This window comes from Enterococcus sp. HMSC076E04, from assembly GCF_001814285.1.
Lineage (GTDB): Bacteria > Bacillota > Bacilli > Lactobacillales > Enterococcaceae > Enterococcus_B > Enterococcus_B lactis.
In genome coordinates this window covers 1-16,348 of the sequence record NZ_KV815574.1, presented here as the reverse complement: position 1 = coordinate 16,348, position 16,348 = coordinate 1, and the positions used below count along the sequence as shown (strand labels likewise).

16 protein-coding genes and 2 pseudogenes are annotated in these 16,348 nt (G+C 34.0%); 17 read left to right on the top strand and 1 reads right to left on the bottom strand.

The genetic code is table 11. The features are described from left to right. Nucleotides 1–31 precede the first annotated feature (31 nt). From HMPREF2961_RS15500 to HMPREF2961_RS02150, 7 genes and pseudogenes are all read left to right on the top strand, one after another. Entirely contained in the window at nt 32–175 is a 144-nt protein-coding gene (locus HMPREF2961_RS15500) for a hypothetical protein (RefSeq protein ID WP_174128789.1), read from the top strand. A 134-nt stretch (nt 176–309) separates the two neighbouring features. Continuing rightward, nucleotides 310–954 carry an IS6 family transposase gene (locus tag HMPREF2961_RS02170; protein WP_256277958.1) on the top strand — a complete coding sequence of 215 codons (645 nt, stop codon included), beginning with the start codon at nt 310–312 and terminating at the stop codon, nt 952–954. A gap of 44 nt (nt 955–998) precedes the next feature. Beyond that, nucleotides 999–1,085 (top strand): annotated as a pseudogene (locus tag HMPREF2961_RS15600) (Txe/YoeB family addiction module toxin); the annotation flags it as partial. Nucleotides 1,086–1,161: 76 nt separating this feature from the next. Next, nucleotides 1,162–1,491, top strand: coding sequence for an AbrB/MazE/SpoVT family DNA-binding domain-containing protein (locus HMPREF2961_RS02165; protein ID WP_002292678.1), 330 nt, complete (start codon nt 1,162–1,164; stop codon nt 1,489–1,491). Then, nucleotides 1,481–1,768, top strand: a complete 288-nt coding sequence (locus HMPREF2961_RS02160) for a type II toxin-antitoxin system RelE/ParE family toxin (protein WP_002300557.1) — start codon at nt 1,481–1,483, stop codon at nt 1,766–1,768. The genes HMPREF2961_RS02165 and HMPREF2961_RS02160 overlap by 11 nt, the downstream gene beginning before the upstream one ends. Before the next feature lie 285 nt (nt 1,769–2,053). Continuing rightward, nucleotides 2,054–2,911, top strand: a complete 858-nt coding sequence (locus HMPREF2961_RS02155) for a ParA family protein (RefSeq protein WP_002292680.1) — start codon at nt 2,054–2,056, stop codon at nt 2,909–2,911. After that, nucleotides 2,912–3,460, top strand: a complete 549-nt coding sequence (locus tag HMPREF2961_RS02150) for a hypothetical protein (RefSeq protein ID WP_002292681.1) — start codon at nt 2,912–2,914, stop codon at nt 3,458–3,460. It abuts the gene before it with no gap. A gap of 296 nt (nt 3,461–3,756) precedes the next feature. Here the strand turns inward: HMPREF2961_RS02150 and HMPREF2961_RS02145 are convergent, their stop codons facing one another. Further along, complete coding sequence (locus HMPREF2961_RS02145) at nt 3,757–4,704, bottom strand: sugar-binding transcriptional regulator (protein WP_002303155.1); 948 nt, start codon at nt 4,702–4,704, stop codon at nt 3,757–3,759. 187 nt (nt 4,705–4,891) lie between these two features. Between HMPREF2961_RS02145 and HMPREF2961_RS02140 the strand changes: the two genes are divergently transcribed. From HMPREF2961_RS02140 to HMPREF2961_RS14335, 10 genes and pseudogenes are all read left to right on the top strand, one after another. Further along, the gene (locus tag HMPREF2961_RS02140; RefSeq protein ID WP_002307488.1) at nt 4,892–6,079 is read left to right on the top strand and encodes an NAD(P)-dependent malic enzyme; all 1,188 of its coding nucleotides are present in this window, start codon (nt 4,892–4,894) and stop codon (nt 6,077–6,079) included. Beyond that, nucleotides 6,060–7,364 (top strand): 2-hydroxycarboxylate transporter family protein, encoded by a 1,305-nt coding sequence (locus HMPREF2961_RS02135; RefSeq protein WP_002303157.1) that lies wholly within the window; start codon nt 6,060–6,062, stop codon nt 7,362–7,364. Before HMPREF2961_RS02140 ends, HMPREF2961_RS02135 begins: the two co-directional genes overlap by 20 nt. A gap of 25 nt (nt 7,365–7,389) precedes the next feature. Beyond that, nucleotides 7,390–8,403 (top strand): [citrate (pro-3S)-lyase] ligase, encoded by a 1,014-nt coding sequence (gene citC / locus HMPREF2961_RS02130; RefSeq protein ID WP_002303158.1) that lies wholly within the window; start codon nt 7,390–7,392, stop codon nt 8,401–8,403. 3 nt (nt 8,404–8,406) lie between these two features. After that, nucleotides 8,407–8,700, top strand: coding sequence for a citrate lyase acyl carrier protein (gene citD / locus HMPREF2961_RS02125; RefSeq protein WP_002303159.1), 294 nt, complete (start codon nt 8,407–8,409; stop codon nt 8,698–8,700). 4 nt (nt 8,701–8,704) lie between these two features. Then, nucleotides 8,705–9,610, top strand: a complete 906-nt coding sequence (gene citE / locus HMPREF2961_RS02120; protein ID WP_002303160.1) for a citrate (pro-3S)-lyase subunit beta — start codon at nt 8,705–8,707, stop codon at nt 9,608–9,610. Then, nucleotides 9,603–11,162, top strand: coding sequence for a citrate lyase subunit alpha (gene citF, locus HMPREF2961_RS02115; RefSeq protein WP_002303161.1), 1,560 nt, complete (start codon nt 9,603–9,605; stop codon nt 11,160–11,162). Before citE ends, citF begins: the two co-directional genes overlap by 8 nt. Next, the gene (gene citX, locus HMPREF2961_RS02110) at nt 11,159–11,716 is read left to right on the top strand and encodes a citrate lyase holo-[acyl-carrier protein] synthase (protein ID WP_002305953.1); all 558 of its coding nucleotides are present in this window, start codon (nt 11,159–11,161) and stop codon (nt 11,714–11,716) included. The genes citF and citX overlap by 4 nt, the downstream gene beginning before the upstream one ends. Beyond that, complete coding sequence (gene citG / locus HMPREF2961_RS02105) at nt 11,709–12,572, top strand: triphosphoribosyl-dephospho-CoA synthase CitG (RefSeq protein ID WP_002303163.1); 864 nt, start codon at nt 11,709–11,711, stop codon at nt 12,570–12,572. The genes citX and citG overlap by 8 nt, the downstream gene beginning before the upstream one ends. A 233-nt stretch (nt 12,573–12,805) precedes the next feature. Next, a pseudogene (gene tnpA / locus HMPREF2961_RS02100) lies at nt 12,806–13,215 on the top strand (IS200/IS605 family transposase). 1,170 nt (nt 13,216–14,385) lie between these two features. Then, a complete protein-coding gene (locus HMPREF2961_RS14335; protein WP_083314198.1) occupies nt 14,386–15,177 on the top strand; it encodes a hypothetical protein in 792 nt (263 codons plus the stop codon). The last annotated feature ends 1,171 nt before the right edge of the window (nt 15,178–16,348 follow it).

Here is a 16,348-nt window from a genome sequence, read left to right as displayed (position 1 = left end):
CCCGACCTTAGCGCGTAAATCGATCCGGTCCATGTCGAACTGTTTGCCGTCAATGGCGACCATGTTTCCCATGCCACTAAAGGTCATCACTTTGTCAGGCGTAGTAGAATCTTCTGCTTTTGGGATGTTGTCTAAAGTCTTAAGTTATGAACATGGATTAATAAACGCTACCTAATCATTTTTTACAATATTCATTTCTGGTTCTGTTGCAAAGTTTTAAATCTACTATCAAATAAGGTAGAATAATAGAAAAAGATAGCAGGAGGAATGACGATGAATCATTTTAAAGGAAAGTAATTTCAGCAGGATGTGATTACTGTAGCCGTGGGCTACTATCTTCGTTATAACCTTAGCTATCGTGAAGTTCAAGAAATCTTATATGATCGTGGCATTAACGTTTCTCATACAACGATTTATCGTTGGGTGCAAGAATATGGCAAACTACTCTATCAAATTTGGAAAAAGAAAAATAAAAAATCCTTTTATTCATGGAAAATGGATGAAACGTACATCAAAATTAAAGGAAAATGGCATTATTTGTATCGAGCCATCGATGCAGATGGTTTAACCTTGGATATTTGGTTACGTAAAAAACGGGACACACAAGCAGCCTATGCTTTTCTTAAGCGGTTAGTGAAGCAGTTTGATGAACCGAAGGTTGTAGTCACAGATAAAGCCCCCTCTATTACAAGTGCCTTTAAGAAACTAAAAGAATACGGCTTTTATCAAGGGACAGAACATCGTACCATTAAATACCTGAATAATTTGATTGAACAAGACCATCGTCCAGTAAAGAAACGCAATAAATTCTATCGAAGTTTACGCACTGCCTCTACCACGATTAAAGGCATGGAAGCCATTCGAGGATTATATAAGAAAACCCGAAAAGAAGGCACTCTCTTCGGGTTTTCGGTCTGTACTGAAATCAAGGTATTATTGGGAATCCCAGCTTAAATCATAGATACCGTAAGGGATTTTATTCTTTATTTAAAACTTTGCAACAGAACCGGGTTGTTTATAAGGTAGATGAAGATGAACACGTGGTTGAAATTTATTCAGCAAGGACGCATTACGAGTCACAGTAATTACTTGTAAATACATTATCTCGTGGTATAATGTATTTACTAAGTAATTACATACTGTTAGAAATGAGGGATTTAAATGATTACAAAAACAAGAAAACAAGGCAATTCAATCATGTTGACAGTACCTAAAGATTTTAATGTTCCTAATGGAGTCGAAGTTGAAGCAAAGTTGGTAGAGAATGGTATTCTTTATGAATTTGTTGAACCACAAAAAGAATTTTATGATTTTAGCGAAGATATTTTGTCTGATATAATTGCAGAAGGCTACGATAAAGATGAGATTCTTGTAGAATTTAAGAATAGAAAAAACAAAATGCATTCTTCCTTTAGAGATATTGCTGAAGATACACTTACTAATTCTAAAGTAATGACTAAAGAGGAGTTGGCAACAGAAATTGGCTTATGAAATCGTTCCTTCAAAACATGTCATTAAGTATTTAAAAAAGCTAAAAGAGAAGCCATTGAAAGAAAAATTTTTGAATTTAATTTATGATGAAATTGCGATTGATCCATATAAGGGTGAACAAAAAACTGGGGATTTATCAGGTATTTGGTCTAGTGGGTTCAAATATGCGGGCACAACATATAGAGTAGCTTACGAGATTATAGAAAACAAGGTTATTCCAGTATTGTTATGTGGAACGCATGAAAACTTTTATGAACAGTTGAAAAAATTAATCTAGTGATTTGTTGTCGTTCTTAAGAAGGACGGCTTCTTTTTTATCGAAGATCTGATTCATCTACATGACTAAAGTCGCGAGTATTCTCTGCTTCTCGATAAATTAAATAACGTCATTACTTTGAGGAAAGCTATAAATCAATATATTTCAGCTTTTCCTTATTTATGTACTACCTTTTACTTATTAATTATAAGGTAGTATATATATATCTTTTTTTTGGTAGTAACTAAAAATAAATATGTTATAATAGTATCAAATGAATATTGCTAAAAGAAAAGAGGTAGGAACGTGGTAGCGAAGAAATATGTAATCGGTAATTTTAAAGGTGGCGTAGGTAAAAGTACGTGCGCGCAAATGTTAGGGTTTGAATCAGCAGTTAATGAAGGAAAAAGAACCTTGATAATTGACTTGGATATGCAAGGAAATACTTCTGATGTGATGAACTTAACGCATATGAACTTCACTAACGAAGAAGGAGGCGGAGAAGGTGAACCGATTGTTTACGAAAATACTGTGACTGACGTGTTGATAAACAATCTTCCACCTAAAGAGGCTGTCTATAAAGTAATCAATAACCTCTATATACTTCCAGCAGACATGTCCTTTGAAATGTATGATGATTGGATCAAAGACCAATATAATGATTCATTATCCCAATTCAAATATATGAAAGAAAAGCTAGAACCATTATTTGATGAGTTTGACGTCATCTATTTAGATGTCCCACCTTCTATTTCTGTATATAGTAAATCCGCGATGTACATTGCGGACTGGGCAATCGTCGTCTTACAGACCCAAGTAAAATCGATGAGAAATGCGATGCAATATCTTGAGTATATGGACTTTTTTGTGAAAGAATTTGATACAAATTTATATGTTGCTGGTGTTATTCCTTTCATGTTGGAAAGCGGTGACGCAGTAGATCAGGAAATGTATAAACAAGCCCAAGAGATTTATGGGGAACATTTGATTAAAAATGTTGTACTCAAAAATGCACGCTTAAAACGATACGACGGATCAGGTATTACGATGGAGAAGACAAAGAAAGGTCTCTTAAAACAATGGGATCGCAAAAGCCACGAATTATTTATCAGTATTTTGAAAGAATTGGAAGAACACGAGAATTGGTATGCGGAGGTGGAGTAATTGGCTGACATCAAAGGACTTGATATTTTTGGGAACAACAAAGGACTCGCCAAAATAAAAAAAGAAGCAGAAGCAAAGAAAAAGCAGCAAGCAATTACACCATCTGAAAATAAGCAATTAGAAGTGCACCAAGTTCAAGAAATAAAAACTTCCTCCAATGTTGAAAGACAGAGTAGAGGAAGAACAAAAAAAGTTGGCGCACCAATCAGAAAGTTTGATAAGGTTTATTCCACCAAGCATCCTTTAAAACTGTCGACTTTGTTAAATGCGACTTCCAGAGTTTTAGTAGAAAAGTATGAGACTAATATGACAAGAGATGAATTGCTTAGAAAAGCTTTAGATGAGTATATTAAACAGAATCTTACGCAAGAAGATAAGCAAGATTTGTTTAATGACGTGGTGAAAGAACTAGACTTGTTCAGAGAAAAATATCCAATTGTTCCAGAATTAGATGATCGTGGAGAAATAATAAGAACTACCAGTCAGATAAAACAAGATACCGAAGACTCACTGCGCAAAGGGTGGGGAATGAATAATAAAGTTAGATAGAACCCCCTTTTTATAGCATAAAAAAGATTTAGAAGGATATATGATCCTATTGCATGAGAAGTACAATAAAATTAATAAGAAGTAACATTAACGAAAAAACGTGGAAATTATTCAGTGAATACAAAGAAATTAAATCTTGAAAAGTAATGGAGTATGGCTTGGAAAAGTTCAAAAAATATCAAGACAAGCTTCTCAAAAAAAGGGATTTTGATATCCAATAAAAAGAGTGAATCATTGTACTGCCCTCCAAAAAAGTAGTACCAAAAATCTAAATTTTTTGGAGGATTTTACATGACTCACTCTTTTTTTATCAAAGAAAGTATTTTCCAAGCAGTTTTTTCATCCAAAAATAAATCTGTAAAAAAATTACCATTCAAGGCGCCTAAACAACTCTCCGCTTTGAACTTACTTTTACAAATACCAATTCGTTTTGGAATATCGAAAATTTCTTTTAAAGAAAGACCAAAAGTCTTATCCTCAGATGCTTTGATGAATTCACCATTGATATTGAAGGGTCTTCCGTAAAGAAATCCAACAGTATCCGTCATGCTTGGAAATAGGATTTTACGATGCTTGTTCCAGGGTTCGACAGAATCAATAGAGGATAAGGTGCCAATTCCAGAAATTAACATATCTGCATGCGAAGCGGTTGCTAAGGTATTAGCTAAAGAAGGTTCTAGAGCCATTAGTTCACGTGCAGTTTCATTGATGACATATAAAGGAATACTGAGAGTCAAATAAGAAGACTCATAACGTTCAGCAGCTTTTTGAACTAATCGTGTGGAGCCAGCTAAGGAATTATATTTTCCGATTTCGCCAATGAATTGAGTAAAAATTAATTCTTCACGAGCACCCATTTTAAACTGATCAATCACTTTGTAAACGGTATCTCCCCAAGATAGTGCAACCACATTGGCTTTCTTAATTAATTCTTGAATGTAATCGGCAGCAAATTTTGAAAATAATAAATCGTGTTGTGATAAGTCTTCACTACTTTTTAATATATAGATATTCGTTTTAAAGTAATTTTTGAAGATTTCTTCTAGCTCATAATTCCTAGCATACGGAGAATTAATTGAAATACTAACTAATTGTTTTTCACGTGCATCTTCAATATATTTTAAAGCTTTATATCTGGTGATCCCATATTTTTTAGAAATTTCACTAATATTGATATCCTCGAGATAATAGTCTTCACAAATTTTTACAAGGAGTGATTCATAGTCAGAGAATTCCAGATGCATAGTATAGCTCCTAACTTTTTCAAATAGATATTTTTTCTCATTATACCAAAAAAATTGAATTTAGTCTTTTTTTAAATTTTTAAAAATAAGCATCATTTTTTTAAAATTTAAAATGAAAGGGTTTTTTTATTTTAAAAAAAGTGTTAAAGTGGTTTTGTAATTAAAAAATGTAAAAAGGAGTGAAGGTATGCTTGATGAAGTTTTAGAAATCCATAAAAAAAATGTAGGTGTTTTACGGATGGAAACAACAGAAGCCGTGCAAGATGATCAAGATTTAGCAAAAATGTACACCCCAGGTGTAGCAGAACTAAGTTTAATGATTGAGAAAAATCATGCTTTGGCAAGAGAATTAACAATTAGTGGTAAATTAGTGGCCGTTATTACAGACGGGTCGGCGGTATTAGGTCTTGGAAATGTAGGAAACCAAGCTGGATTACCAATCGTCGAAGGGAAAGCGCTGCTTTATAAAAATTTAGCAGGTGTCAATGCGATTCCATTAGCCATCGAACAAAAATCAGTAGACGAGATTGTACAAACAATTGTCAATTTGCAAAATAGTTTTGCAGGGATCCATTTAGAAGATATTGCAGCACCGAAGTGTTTTGAGATTGAAGAAAAATTACAAGAAAAACTTTCTATTCCTGTGTATCATGACGATCAAGAAGGAACAGCGATAGTTGTTTTAGCTGGATTGATCAATGCTGCTAAGATCCAAAGGAAAACATTAACTGAACTTCGAGTTTTGATCAACGGCCTGGGAGCATCTGGGGTTGCAACAGCTAGACTATTAATCGCTGCTGGTATCAAAAATCTAACATTGGTGGATAAACAAGGGGGATTAAAGAAGCAAGATAGTACATTAAATAAATATCAAAGAGAGTTATTGGATCATATACATGATACAAATAATAATGTAAGCGTTTTGGAAGATGCAATCGTTGGACAAGATGTTTTTATCGGTCTTTCAATAGGAAATGTTTTAACGCCTGAAATGATTGGAAAAATGAATGATAATCCGATTATTTTTGCTTTAGCCAACCCAGTACCAGAGATCACACCCGATTTAGCAAAAGAATCTGGTGCAAAGCTAATCGCTACAGGTTCTTCGAAATATCCTAACCAAGTAAACAATATTTTAGTATTTCCCGGATTGTTCAAGGGACTATTACTATCGAAAGCGAATAAAGTCGATCTTTCATTACAACTTGAAGTAGCCAAACAATTAGCTGCTAAGGTCGCAGAGCCTACGGTAGAAAAATTCATCCCTAATGTTTTTGATGAAGGAGTCGCAAACGTCGTTTCACAGGCAGTTTTGGATTATTTACAAAAACTAAAAGAAAACGAGGATAATATACATGCTGAAAACATTAAATAGAATTAAAATTGGTTTTATTCCTTTATCTCTTTATATCATTTTGGTACTCGCGTATCTTGCAATGACGATAAGCAATATCGTTCCAGAAAATGATATGTTAGTTTCTTTGGGTATTATGACTGTTTTTGCTTATTTATTAGAAGAAATTGGTAAAACTATTCCTATTTTAAAAGATTTAGGTGGTAAAGTATTAGTTGTTACATTTTTGCCTGCATTTCTAGTCTATAAACATTGGCTACCTCAAAGTACTGTAACTGTGGTTTCTGATTTTATGAATAATAACAATTTCTTGATGTTCTTTATCACACTACTAGTTGTCGGCAGTATTGCTTCAATGAATCGGCAAACATTGGTTAAAGCAACTTCACGTATTATCATTATTTTAATTTTATGCGATGTGATTGGTTCTTTGATAGGAACAGGTGTGGGAATACTCCTTGGGCTATCTGCTTGGAATGCGTATTTCTTTATCGTTGCGCCGATTATGGCTGGTGGTGTTGGGGAAGGAGCGATGCCATTATCGATTGGTTATGCAGCAATATTATCTGGTATGGGACAAAATGATATCTTTGGGAAGATTCTACCGTGTGTGATGTTGGGAAGTTTAGTCGCAGTTCTACTGTCTGGTATGCTCAAAAAAATTGGAGAGAAATACCCACAATTAAATGGTCAGGGTAATTTGATCGATGGGGATGATGAACATTTAGAGAACTTGAAGGGTTCAGCTAAACCAGTCAATATTGAAAAAACATTGTTAGCAGGCGTGGTAGCAATAACGATTTATTTTGTTGCTGTCTATGTTGAGCACTTATTAAAATCACTCCTTGGCTTTTCTATTCCTTCACCTGTGATCTTATTAGTCTCTCTTATGGGGGCTAAAATGCTTGGTTTTATCCCTAAAAATATCGAAGAAGGTGGAAATTCGTTGTATGGATTCACTGTTCGTGGGATCACACCTCCCTTACTTTTTGGCGTAGGGGTTGCAAAAACAGATTGGTTAGAGCTGATCGAAGTATTTAAAAATCCTGCAACGATAGTAACAATCATTGTGACGGTAGTAGCTATTGTCGCTACAGCTTTTATCGCCGCAAAATTTTTAAAAATGTACCCAGTTGATACTGCCATCGCAGTTTCATGTTGTAGCGGACAAGGCGGTACAGGTGCTTTAGCTATCTTAGCTGCGGGTGATCGCATGGAATTAATGCCATTTGCACAAGTTGCTGTTCGACTAGGGGGTGCTATGACCGTAACGTTCGCTATCTTTTTAATGGGTCTGCTATCATAAGAACATAAAGAAAGGACGTGACCATGTGTTTGATCAAACAGATATCCAACGATTATTTTTAAAAAATAACTATATCAAAGACCAATGGGAAAATCTTTTGCTTGATTCAGGAATACAAAAGAAGCAAATCGAAGATTTTCAACATTTAGATCAAACATTGGGTATATACCATAAAGAAAAGTTAGTAGGAACAGTATCTTATCAAAACAACGTGATTAAATATATCGCCGTGTCTGAAAAATATAAAGATGGTGGACATACATTTAATGTACTAGTCTCTGCAATAATTCAGGCAATGAGTCAACAAGAGATTTTTCATTATATTGTTTTCACGAAACCGCGCTATCAAAAAAGTTTTAACTTTTTAGGTTTTGAAACAATCGTATCTACCCCAAAAATAGCTGTATTAGAAATGGGAGATAGTTCTATAAAACAGTACCTAGAGAGGATTCCTAAAGTGAATGGTGAAAAAAAAGCAGCAATTGTCATGAATGCGAACCCATTTACAGAAGGGCATTATTATTTAGTAAAACAAGCTGCCAATAACAACGATTGGGTATATGTATTTGTACTCGAAAAAGAACAAAATCTTTTTTCGACGAAGGACCGACTCAAATTAGTTCAACAAGGATTACAAAAACTGAAAAATGTCATTGTTCTATCAGGTGGCGAGTATATTATTAGCCCTGCAACGTTTCCCACCTATTTTTTACGAGAAGATGATGAAATAGCAAAGGAGCAAATGGTCGTAGATGCTACTTTATTCAAAGAAAGAATTGCCACTTATTTAGATATCTCTGCTAGATATGTGGGAGAAGAACCACTTTCCCCAATGACTCGTTCATATAACGACATACTGGAAACGATTTTACCCCCTGAAATAAAAGTTCATGTCCTTGCAAGGAAGAAAACGGAACAACACCAAGTTATTTCTGCTTCTCAAGTTCGTAAAGCGTATCTTGCTGGGCAATTGGAAAAAATAAAATATATGGTTCCAGAAACAACCTATCAATACTTAAAAAATAAAAGGGAGCGTTAAGTAATGGAAATAAATAAATCAGCGATTGCTGGAACATTAGAGTCAAGTGATGTCCAAATCATGATTTCACCGAATACAGAAGGAATAGAAATCGATTTAGACAGTCAAGTGATTGAGCAATTTGGAAAACAAATCAAAAAAGTTATCTATGACACACTAGCAGTTTATCAGATTAAAAACGTAAAACTCAAGGTAGTAGATAAAGGGGCATTAGATTGCGTTATTGTTGCACGATTAAAAACAGCGATCCATCGTTCCTTAGGTATCCAACACCAAGAAACACCGTGGGAGGTTTAATTAGATGATGAAAGAACGTTTGAGAAGAACAATGATGTTTGTTCCAGGAAATAATCCAGCGATGATCAAAGATGCAGGTATTTATGGTGCTGACTCGATTATGTTCGACCTGGAAGATGCAGTGTCTATGGCAGAAAAAGACAGCGCAAGAATGCTTGTGGCTGAGGCATTGAAAACAGTGGATTATGGTGACACAGAATTAATTGTTCGAATAAATGACCTGCACTCAGAATTTGGACGTGCAGACATTTTTGCAATGGTTAAAGCCGGCGCGCATGTATTACGTTTACCTAAAACAGAAACCTCTGAAGATATAACAGAAGTAGAAAAAGTGATTATAGAAGCAGAAAACTATCATAATGTTCCGATAGGGCGAACATTGATGATGGCAGCCATTGAAGGTGCTTCTGGTGTATTGAACGCACCTGCGATCGCCAAAGCATCTGATCGATTGATTGGAATCGCCATTGGGGCAGAAGACTATGTGACAAATATGAAAACCAAACGATATCCAGATGGAAACGAATTGTTTTTTGCTCGCAGTATGATCGTTCATGCTGCACGTGCAGCAGGCATTTCCGCATTTGACACTGTTTACTCTGATGTGGATGATATGGAAGGATTTTTAAACGAAGTACGTTTAATCCATCAATTAGGTTTTGATGGAAAATCTTGTATCAATCCACGGCAAATTCCAGTAGTCAATACTGTTTATCAGCCGTCAATCAAAGAAATCAAACGATCACTAGACATCATCTCGGCAATCGAAGAAGCAAAAGAAAAAGGTTCTGGCGTAATTTCTTTAAATGGAAAAATGATCGATAAACCAATTGTAGAACGTGCACAACGGACATTGATGTTAGCAAAAGCATCACGATTGATTGATGAGGAGGGAAATATCCATGCATAATAAACAAAGACGTAGCATTCCATCAAGTGTTTTAACAAAGTATAAAAAAGAATTCCAAAGTGTTTCATTATCGCCACAAACGATTCAACGTTGTGCACCAAAAGTAACGACTGTAACTAATCAGACAAATAAATTGATGCACTCGATCAAAGAAGCTATAGAAAAATCGGGCTTAAAAGATGGAATGACGATTTCATTTCATCATCATTTAAGAGAAGGTGATTTTGTTTTTAACCAAGTGATGGCCGTGATCCGTGAAATGGGCATCAAAGAATTGACCTTAGCACCAAGTTCTTTAACGAACACTATGAATGAGATGGTTATTGAATGCATCAAGGACGGTACAGTAACTCATATCACAAGCAGTGGGATGCGCGGCAGCTTAGGTGAATTTATTTCTCATGGAGGAATGGACAATCCTGTGATTTTACGTTCTCATGGTAATCGTCCACGTGCAATTGAAAGTGGTGAATTGAAAATCGATGTTGCATTTCTAGGAGTACCAACATCTGATGATTATGGAAATGCTAATGCGACTGTTGGAAAATCCGTTTTTGGTTCATTAGGGTATGCAAAAGTAGATGCACAATATGCAGATAAAGTCATTCTTCTAACTGATCATTTAGTTCCTTACCCTAATACGCCCATTAGTATTCCGCAAACACAAGTCGACTATGTCGTGGAAGTAGAAGCAATTGGTGATCCGAATAAAATCGGTGCTGGTGCTACACGGTTTACTAAAAACCCAAAAGAATTAAAAATTGCTGAAATGGTCAAAGATGTCATTGTTCACTCACCTTATTTCAAAGATGGCTTTTCTTTTCAAACAGGAACGGGTGGTGCAGCTTTAGCAGTAACGCGTTACTTAGCTAGTGAAATGGAAGAAAAACAGATCAAAGCTTCTTTTGCATTAGGTGGCATCACTAAACCAACGGTTGATTTATTGGAAAAAGGTCTTGTTGAAAAAGTGTTAGATGTCCAAGACTTTGACAAAGGAGCAGCTGAAGGAATGGCGCGGCTTGAGAACCAACAGGAGATCGATGCTTCCTTTTATGCTGATCCAAGTAATAAAGGAGCGGTTGTTAACCAATTAGATGTCGCTATTTTATCTGCATTAGAAATTGACACAAACTTCAATGTAAATGTTATGACTGGTTCAGATGGTGTGCTAAGAGGTGCGATTGGTGGACATCAAGATGCAGCAACGGCTAAACTTACTATCATCTCAGCGCCGTTAGTACGTGGCCGAATACCTACAGTAGTAAATGATGTTACTACATTGATCACACCAGGGAAAAGTATCGATGTATTAGTCACAGAAGTAGGGGTTGCTATCAATCCCCAACGTAAAGATCTAATAGCTATTTTTGAAAGAATTCCACAAATTCCTGTTTTTACAATAGAAGAATTACAGCAAAAAGCAGAAAAAATAGTAGGCATCCCGGAACCTTTGCAATTCACAGATCGGATAGTTGCCTATGTAGAATACCGAGATGGTTCAATTTTAGATGTCGTTCGTCAGGTGAAAGAATTTGAAGAAGAGAGATCATGATGTTTGATACTGGAGAAATTCAAGAAATCGAGGATATTTTGATCCATAAAGAACAACGTGCTAACTTGCAAAGCAACCTGCTTTCCAAGTATTCAAATAGTTCATTGATGGTCTTTACATTGAATATTCCTGGGCCGATCAAAAATAATCCAATGATTGAGCAGGTATTTCGTCAGGGACAGCAGTCAATTCAGCAAATGTTTTTAAAAAAAAAGGTGGAAATGACGTACACAAAAGAAATCAATTTGCCAAGTGGATTGGACTGGTACGTAATAGTAACAGAAGCACCTTTGAATCTCAAAAAATGGTTGGTCACGTTAGAAGAGCAAGACGCATTAGGTAGACTTTTTGATTTAGATGTCTTGTTCAAAAAAGGAGAGCAGATAACAATTGTCAGTCGCCAAGCTCTTAATCATGGGGAACGTCCTTGTTTTATTTGTGGGAAATCAGCAAAGGTATGTGCACGTAATCGTACACATACTGTGAAAGAAATGCAAAAGAAAATCGAACAAATAGTAGCCGATTCCTTAAAAGGAGCATTGAAACATGCATGATAATATTCAAAAAATAGCACAAGAAGCACAATTAGCGATGCTTTATGAAGTTACATGTATCAATAAACCAGGATTGGTTGATCCAGTAGACCCCGGGTCTCATCAAGATATGGACATTTTTACTTTTCTACAAAGTAGTGTAGTTTTGACTCCCTATTTTGAAGAATTTATCCAAACAGGATTGGACCGACAACATCAACCAATTGAAGAAACCTTTATGGCGATTCGACAGATTGGTTTAGAGGCTGAAACTGCGATGTTCTCAGTGACAAATGGTATAAATACACATAAAGGTGCTATCTTTTCATTGGGGATTTTTCTTGCTATTTGTGGCCGGTTAACTATTTGGAAAGTTCCTTGTAAAAAAAGTTTCTTTCAAAAAGAAATTCAAAAAATGACGAAAAATCTACTTAACGATTTTGGGAAGATTGATCAAACAAAACCAAAAGCATGGACTTGGGGAGAATATCTATTTGTTAACCATGGATTGACAGGGATACGAGGGGAAGCCAAAAGAGGTTATCCTTGTGTTTTTGACCGAGGATTGCCTTATTATCAAGCATATCAAGGGTCGCAACAAGATAAGATGATAGACACTTTACTTTTTCTATCAATGGAAGTAGAAGATACCAATTTGATCAAACGAAGTAATAATAGACATGTTTTTGAAGAGTATCAATTACTTATTCGTCCTTATTTTGAATTAGGGGGTGTAAAAACCATACAAGGTAAAAAATATTTGGATTACCTAAATCAGCAATTTAAAAAGAAAAATTGGAGTATTGGTGGAAGTGCAGACTTATTGATCCTTACAATCTTTTTAGATAAAATCATGGACAAAGGATGGTTATGTTGATACTATAATACATTATTTTGTATTAGTAAGCTAATAACTAAAAAATGGTTCAATACAAATATTTTATAAAAAATGGTAGTGCCTATCCTTTCAGATTGTAGACAAAGAAAAATTTCTTTGTCTACAATTTTTTTGTTAATGACTTCAGTCAGTTTCGTGCGCAAAGCGTGCGAAACAAGAAAACCATGCGTTTCTACACGTGGAAGAACTAGCATATCGAAAGGAGTTTTTTCATGTCAAATGACGATAAAAGTTTAGCCCATACTCGTTGGAATTTTAAGTATCATATTGTATTTACACCAAAATATCGACGAAAAGTAATCTATAGGCAATTACGAAAAGATATTGGAAAAATACTTAGGAAGTTGTGCAAAATAAAAAACGTGGAAATTATAGAAGCACATGCAACGCCAGATCATATTCACATGCTTGTTCAAGTACCATCAAAAATAAGTATATCCAGTTTTATGGTTATCTGAAAGATCGTAGTGCTGTGCTAATCCACGAGCAGCACGTAAATCACAAATATAGATACGGAAATAAATCATTTTGGTCGGAGGAATATTATGTGAGTACAGTCGAATTGAATCAAAAGACAATTGAAAAATACATCCGTGAACAAGAAGCTGATGATCGCATTTGAGATAGTATAAGTAAAAGAGAGTAGATGTTGCAATAACAAAAGGGTAAAAATGGACTACCTCCAGTAAAATACCGAAAAATAGTTTAACTTTTGGAGATAAGTCCATTTAAGGGTCTATAGAATGACAATTTTTTTAGGGGATTTTACTATTATTACTTCAAGACCCGCTTGGATTCGCAAAGTGAGTGAACTCTTAAAACTACCTGATAGTAGGTTGTTTTAAGAGTTATCTGAAAGTAAAAATTGCATTTATATTTTTGATAAATACGTAAATTTATATATACGTATTTATCAAAGTTTTAGGCCAAAGGAATATTGTGTAAATACACTAGGATTGAATGAATAGACCAGAAGAAATTGCGTCCAAGAACAAAAGAAGCATGATAGTGCTCTATATAAATTGGGCATTCAAGAATCTGAAATTTAAAGGTAGAATTTTAGTTAGACTTTTAGATTTTAAACACAAAAATAACCATACAAGCAACAAGAAGCAAAGTGCTATATTATAAATTGTCCGTCCGTTTACTTACATAAGATCATTGGGGCTATTTTTAAAAGAGAATAATAGATAATAAATGAAAAAAAGCAGTTATTTGTTAAAATCATTGATATTATTAATAATAAGTATTTTTTGAAAGGGGAAATATAAAAGGTTTTTGAAAATAAATAAAAAATAGTATTACTTGTTCTATTGCTAGTTATTGCTAGTCTTTATTCTTTTTTGTTTTTTAGGGATGTACAAAAGATCTCAACCACAGGAGACATTGCTTTTCACTTTTCTAGAATAAAATGCTTGTCCTCAGTATTTTCTGGTCCAATAAATTTTACCACATTTAATAGCTATGGCGGAGGCGTGAATTTTTTTATCCATATCTAACATCTTTCCAGCCGTAATATTTTACTGGACAACAAACAATTTGATTCTAAGTTATATACTTACTATACGTTGGGATACTGAATATCTGTACAATTCTAGTGAGCTATCAATATGGACAAAAGAATAGATGCAGCCTTCTTATTCAGCTGTTTGTATAGCTTTTATGGATTGATATATATTAGCGTACTGCAATTTCAGAATCAATTGCGTTGACGATTGTACCAGTTGTCTTGTATTACACATATACTCTTCTTTATGAAAGAAAAAACTGCGTGATTCTTTTAGCTGTCAGTATGAGTTTGCTCATCTATACCCATATTCTCTCCACCTTTATGAGTGTGATTGTTATTGGCTTCTTGTTTATCGGCTCTCTTTTCTCTAAGCGGAAAGAGAGAAAAGAAATGTCGAATCTGATATCAAATATGATAAAAGCTGTTGGTTGGACCATTCTTTTAACAGCTTACGTTTGGTATCCGATGTTACAACAAGTCCTACATCAAAAAATTAATCGTCCTTTTCGCACAAAACTTCAAGAAAGGGCATTAAACATTTCTGATAGTTTAATCGGTGCAGTAAATAATGATTTAGTTACATTTACAATGGGAACAATTGGTGTGGTTTCATTTATTCTTCCACTTTTCTTTAAAAAAAAATTTGCCAATAAAGAAAAGATTATTAATTTTTGTGCAGTGACCACTTGGTTCTTATCAACGAATCTTTTTCCATGGGAATTTTTACAAAAAACACCTATTCAAATCATTCAGTTTCCTTGGAGAATCTTGGGTTTTCAAGTGCTTTTTGGTTCATTGATCTCAATTATAGTGTTTTTAAAGTGGAAAACAAGCAACAAAAAAAGTATGTGTAGCCTTGTAGGAATAGTCCTTCTTATTTTTACAGTGACTGTAGCAACAGAAGCGAATTATTCGCAGAAAATTCAATCGTATAAAGGTCGTTTAATTATGACCAAAAAAGATGTTACACTTTATACAACCTCGAGAACTGGAGGTCTTTATGACTATGCACCATTAGATGCATTGAAATATAAAGATCATTTAAAGAAACATGAAGTAAAAGTCTATGATTGATGGGAGAATGCATCTCATAAAGCACATAATTCTAAAATAATCTATACAGTAGGAGATGCGAATGAGCAAAATATCACGTTACCTGTATTTAATTACTGGGAACAGTTATGAAAGTAAATGGGAAAAAGAGCACTATAGAAAATGACAATGGTTTAGTGTCTATTAAAGGTACGGGAAAAAGAACTATAGTTGAGGTTTCATCTACGTATCCAACTACGATGATTCTATCTTTATTAATTAGTTCAATAACTTTTATATTCTTATTTACACGTTATTTAATAAGATGCTGCGGTTAAATGAAAATAGATTAGATAGATATTATAAATATGTTGATTCTATTTTCATAGCAATGGAGAAAATACATTAGCAATATATAAAAGAAGGTATCAAGAGTCACGGTGAATTTATTCCGAAAAGTGAAAAGAACAAATATAAAATTTAATAAAAATATAGAACTAAATAGGAAAACGTAGACGTAATTTTCTACGTTTTCCTTTTCATATATATTAAATATTACGGAAATTTATATAAACTAATTTAGTGTTTTGTTTGTAATTCCTAATTTTGCTCCACTTTTAGATAATTTTTAGGTCTATTTAACTCATCAGACATTCTATGCTCATTTTCTCCAAATTTGTTTCAACTCTTTCGTACTTAATTTTGCGTATTTGAAAATTCTTCTTTTAGAGTACTTTTATTACGATACTAGTATGATATATATCTATAGCAAACAGTTAAAATCTTCCTAAAATAAGCGAATAGCATTCCTAAAACCTATAAAATTTTTAGATGAAGCGACAAGTGGACAATTAATAAACTACTTGAACATGAAATTATGGATCACCTTTCAAATTTAGAAAATGGAATTCTTATACTTATTGCGCAACATTTATTGATTGCAAAATTATGTGACAAAAAGAACTAGTAGAAGAAGGAATAATGGCTTGATAATAAAGTACTACCTATTAAAGGTAGTACTTTATTTAATTTAGTATAAATTAACATACTACTATATTTTAAGTTTCATATTATATAAATTAATAATATACTACCATTTTTTGGTAGTATAATTTTAAAGGTAATAAGTTATTCTTTTATTACTATGTTTGGGTTTTATAGCAAGGAAAGTTTAATAAGAGGGAGCGTCAATAATTTTGTGTAAATAACTCGT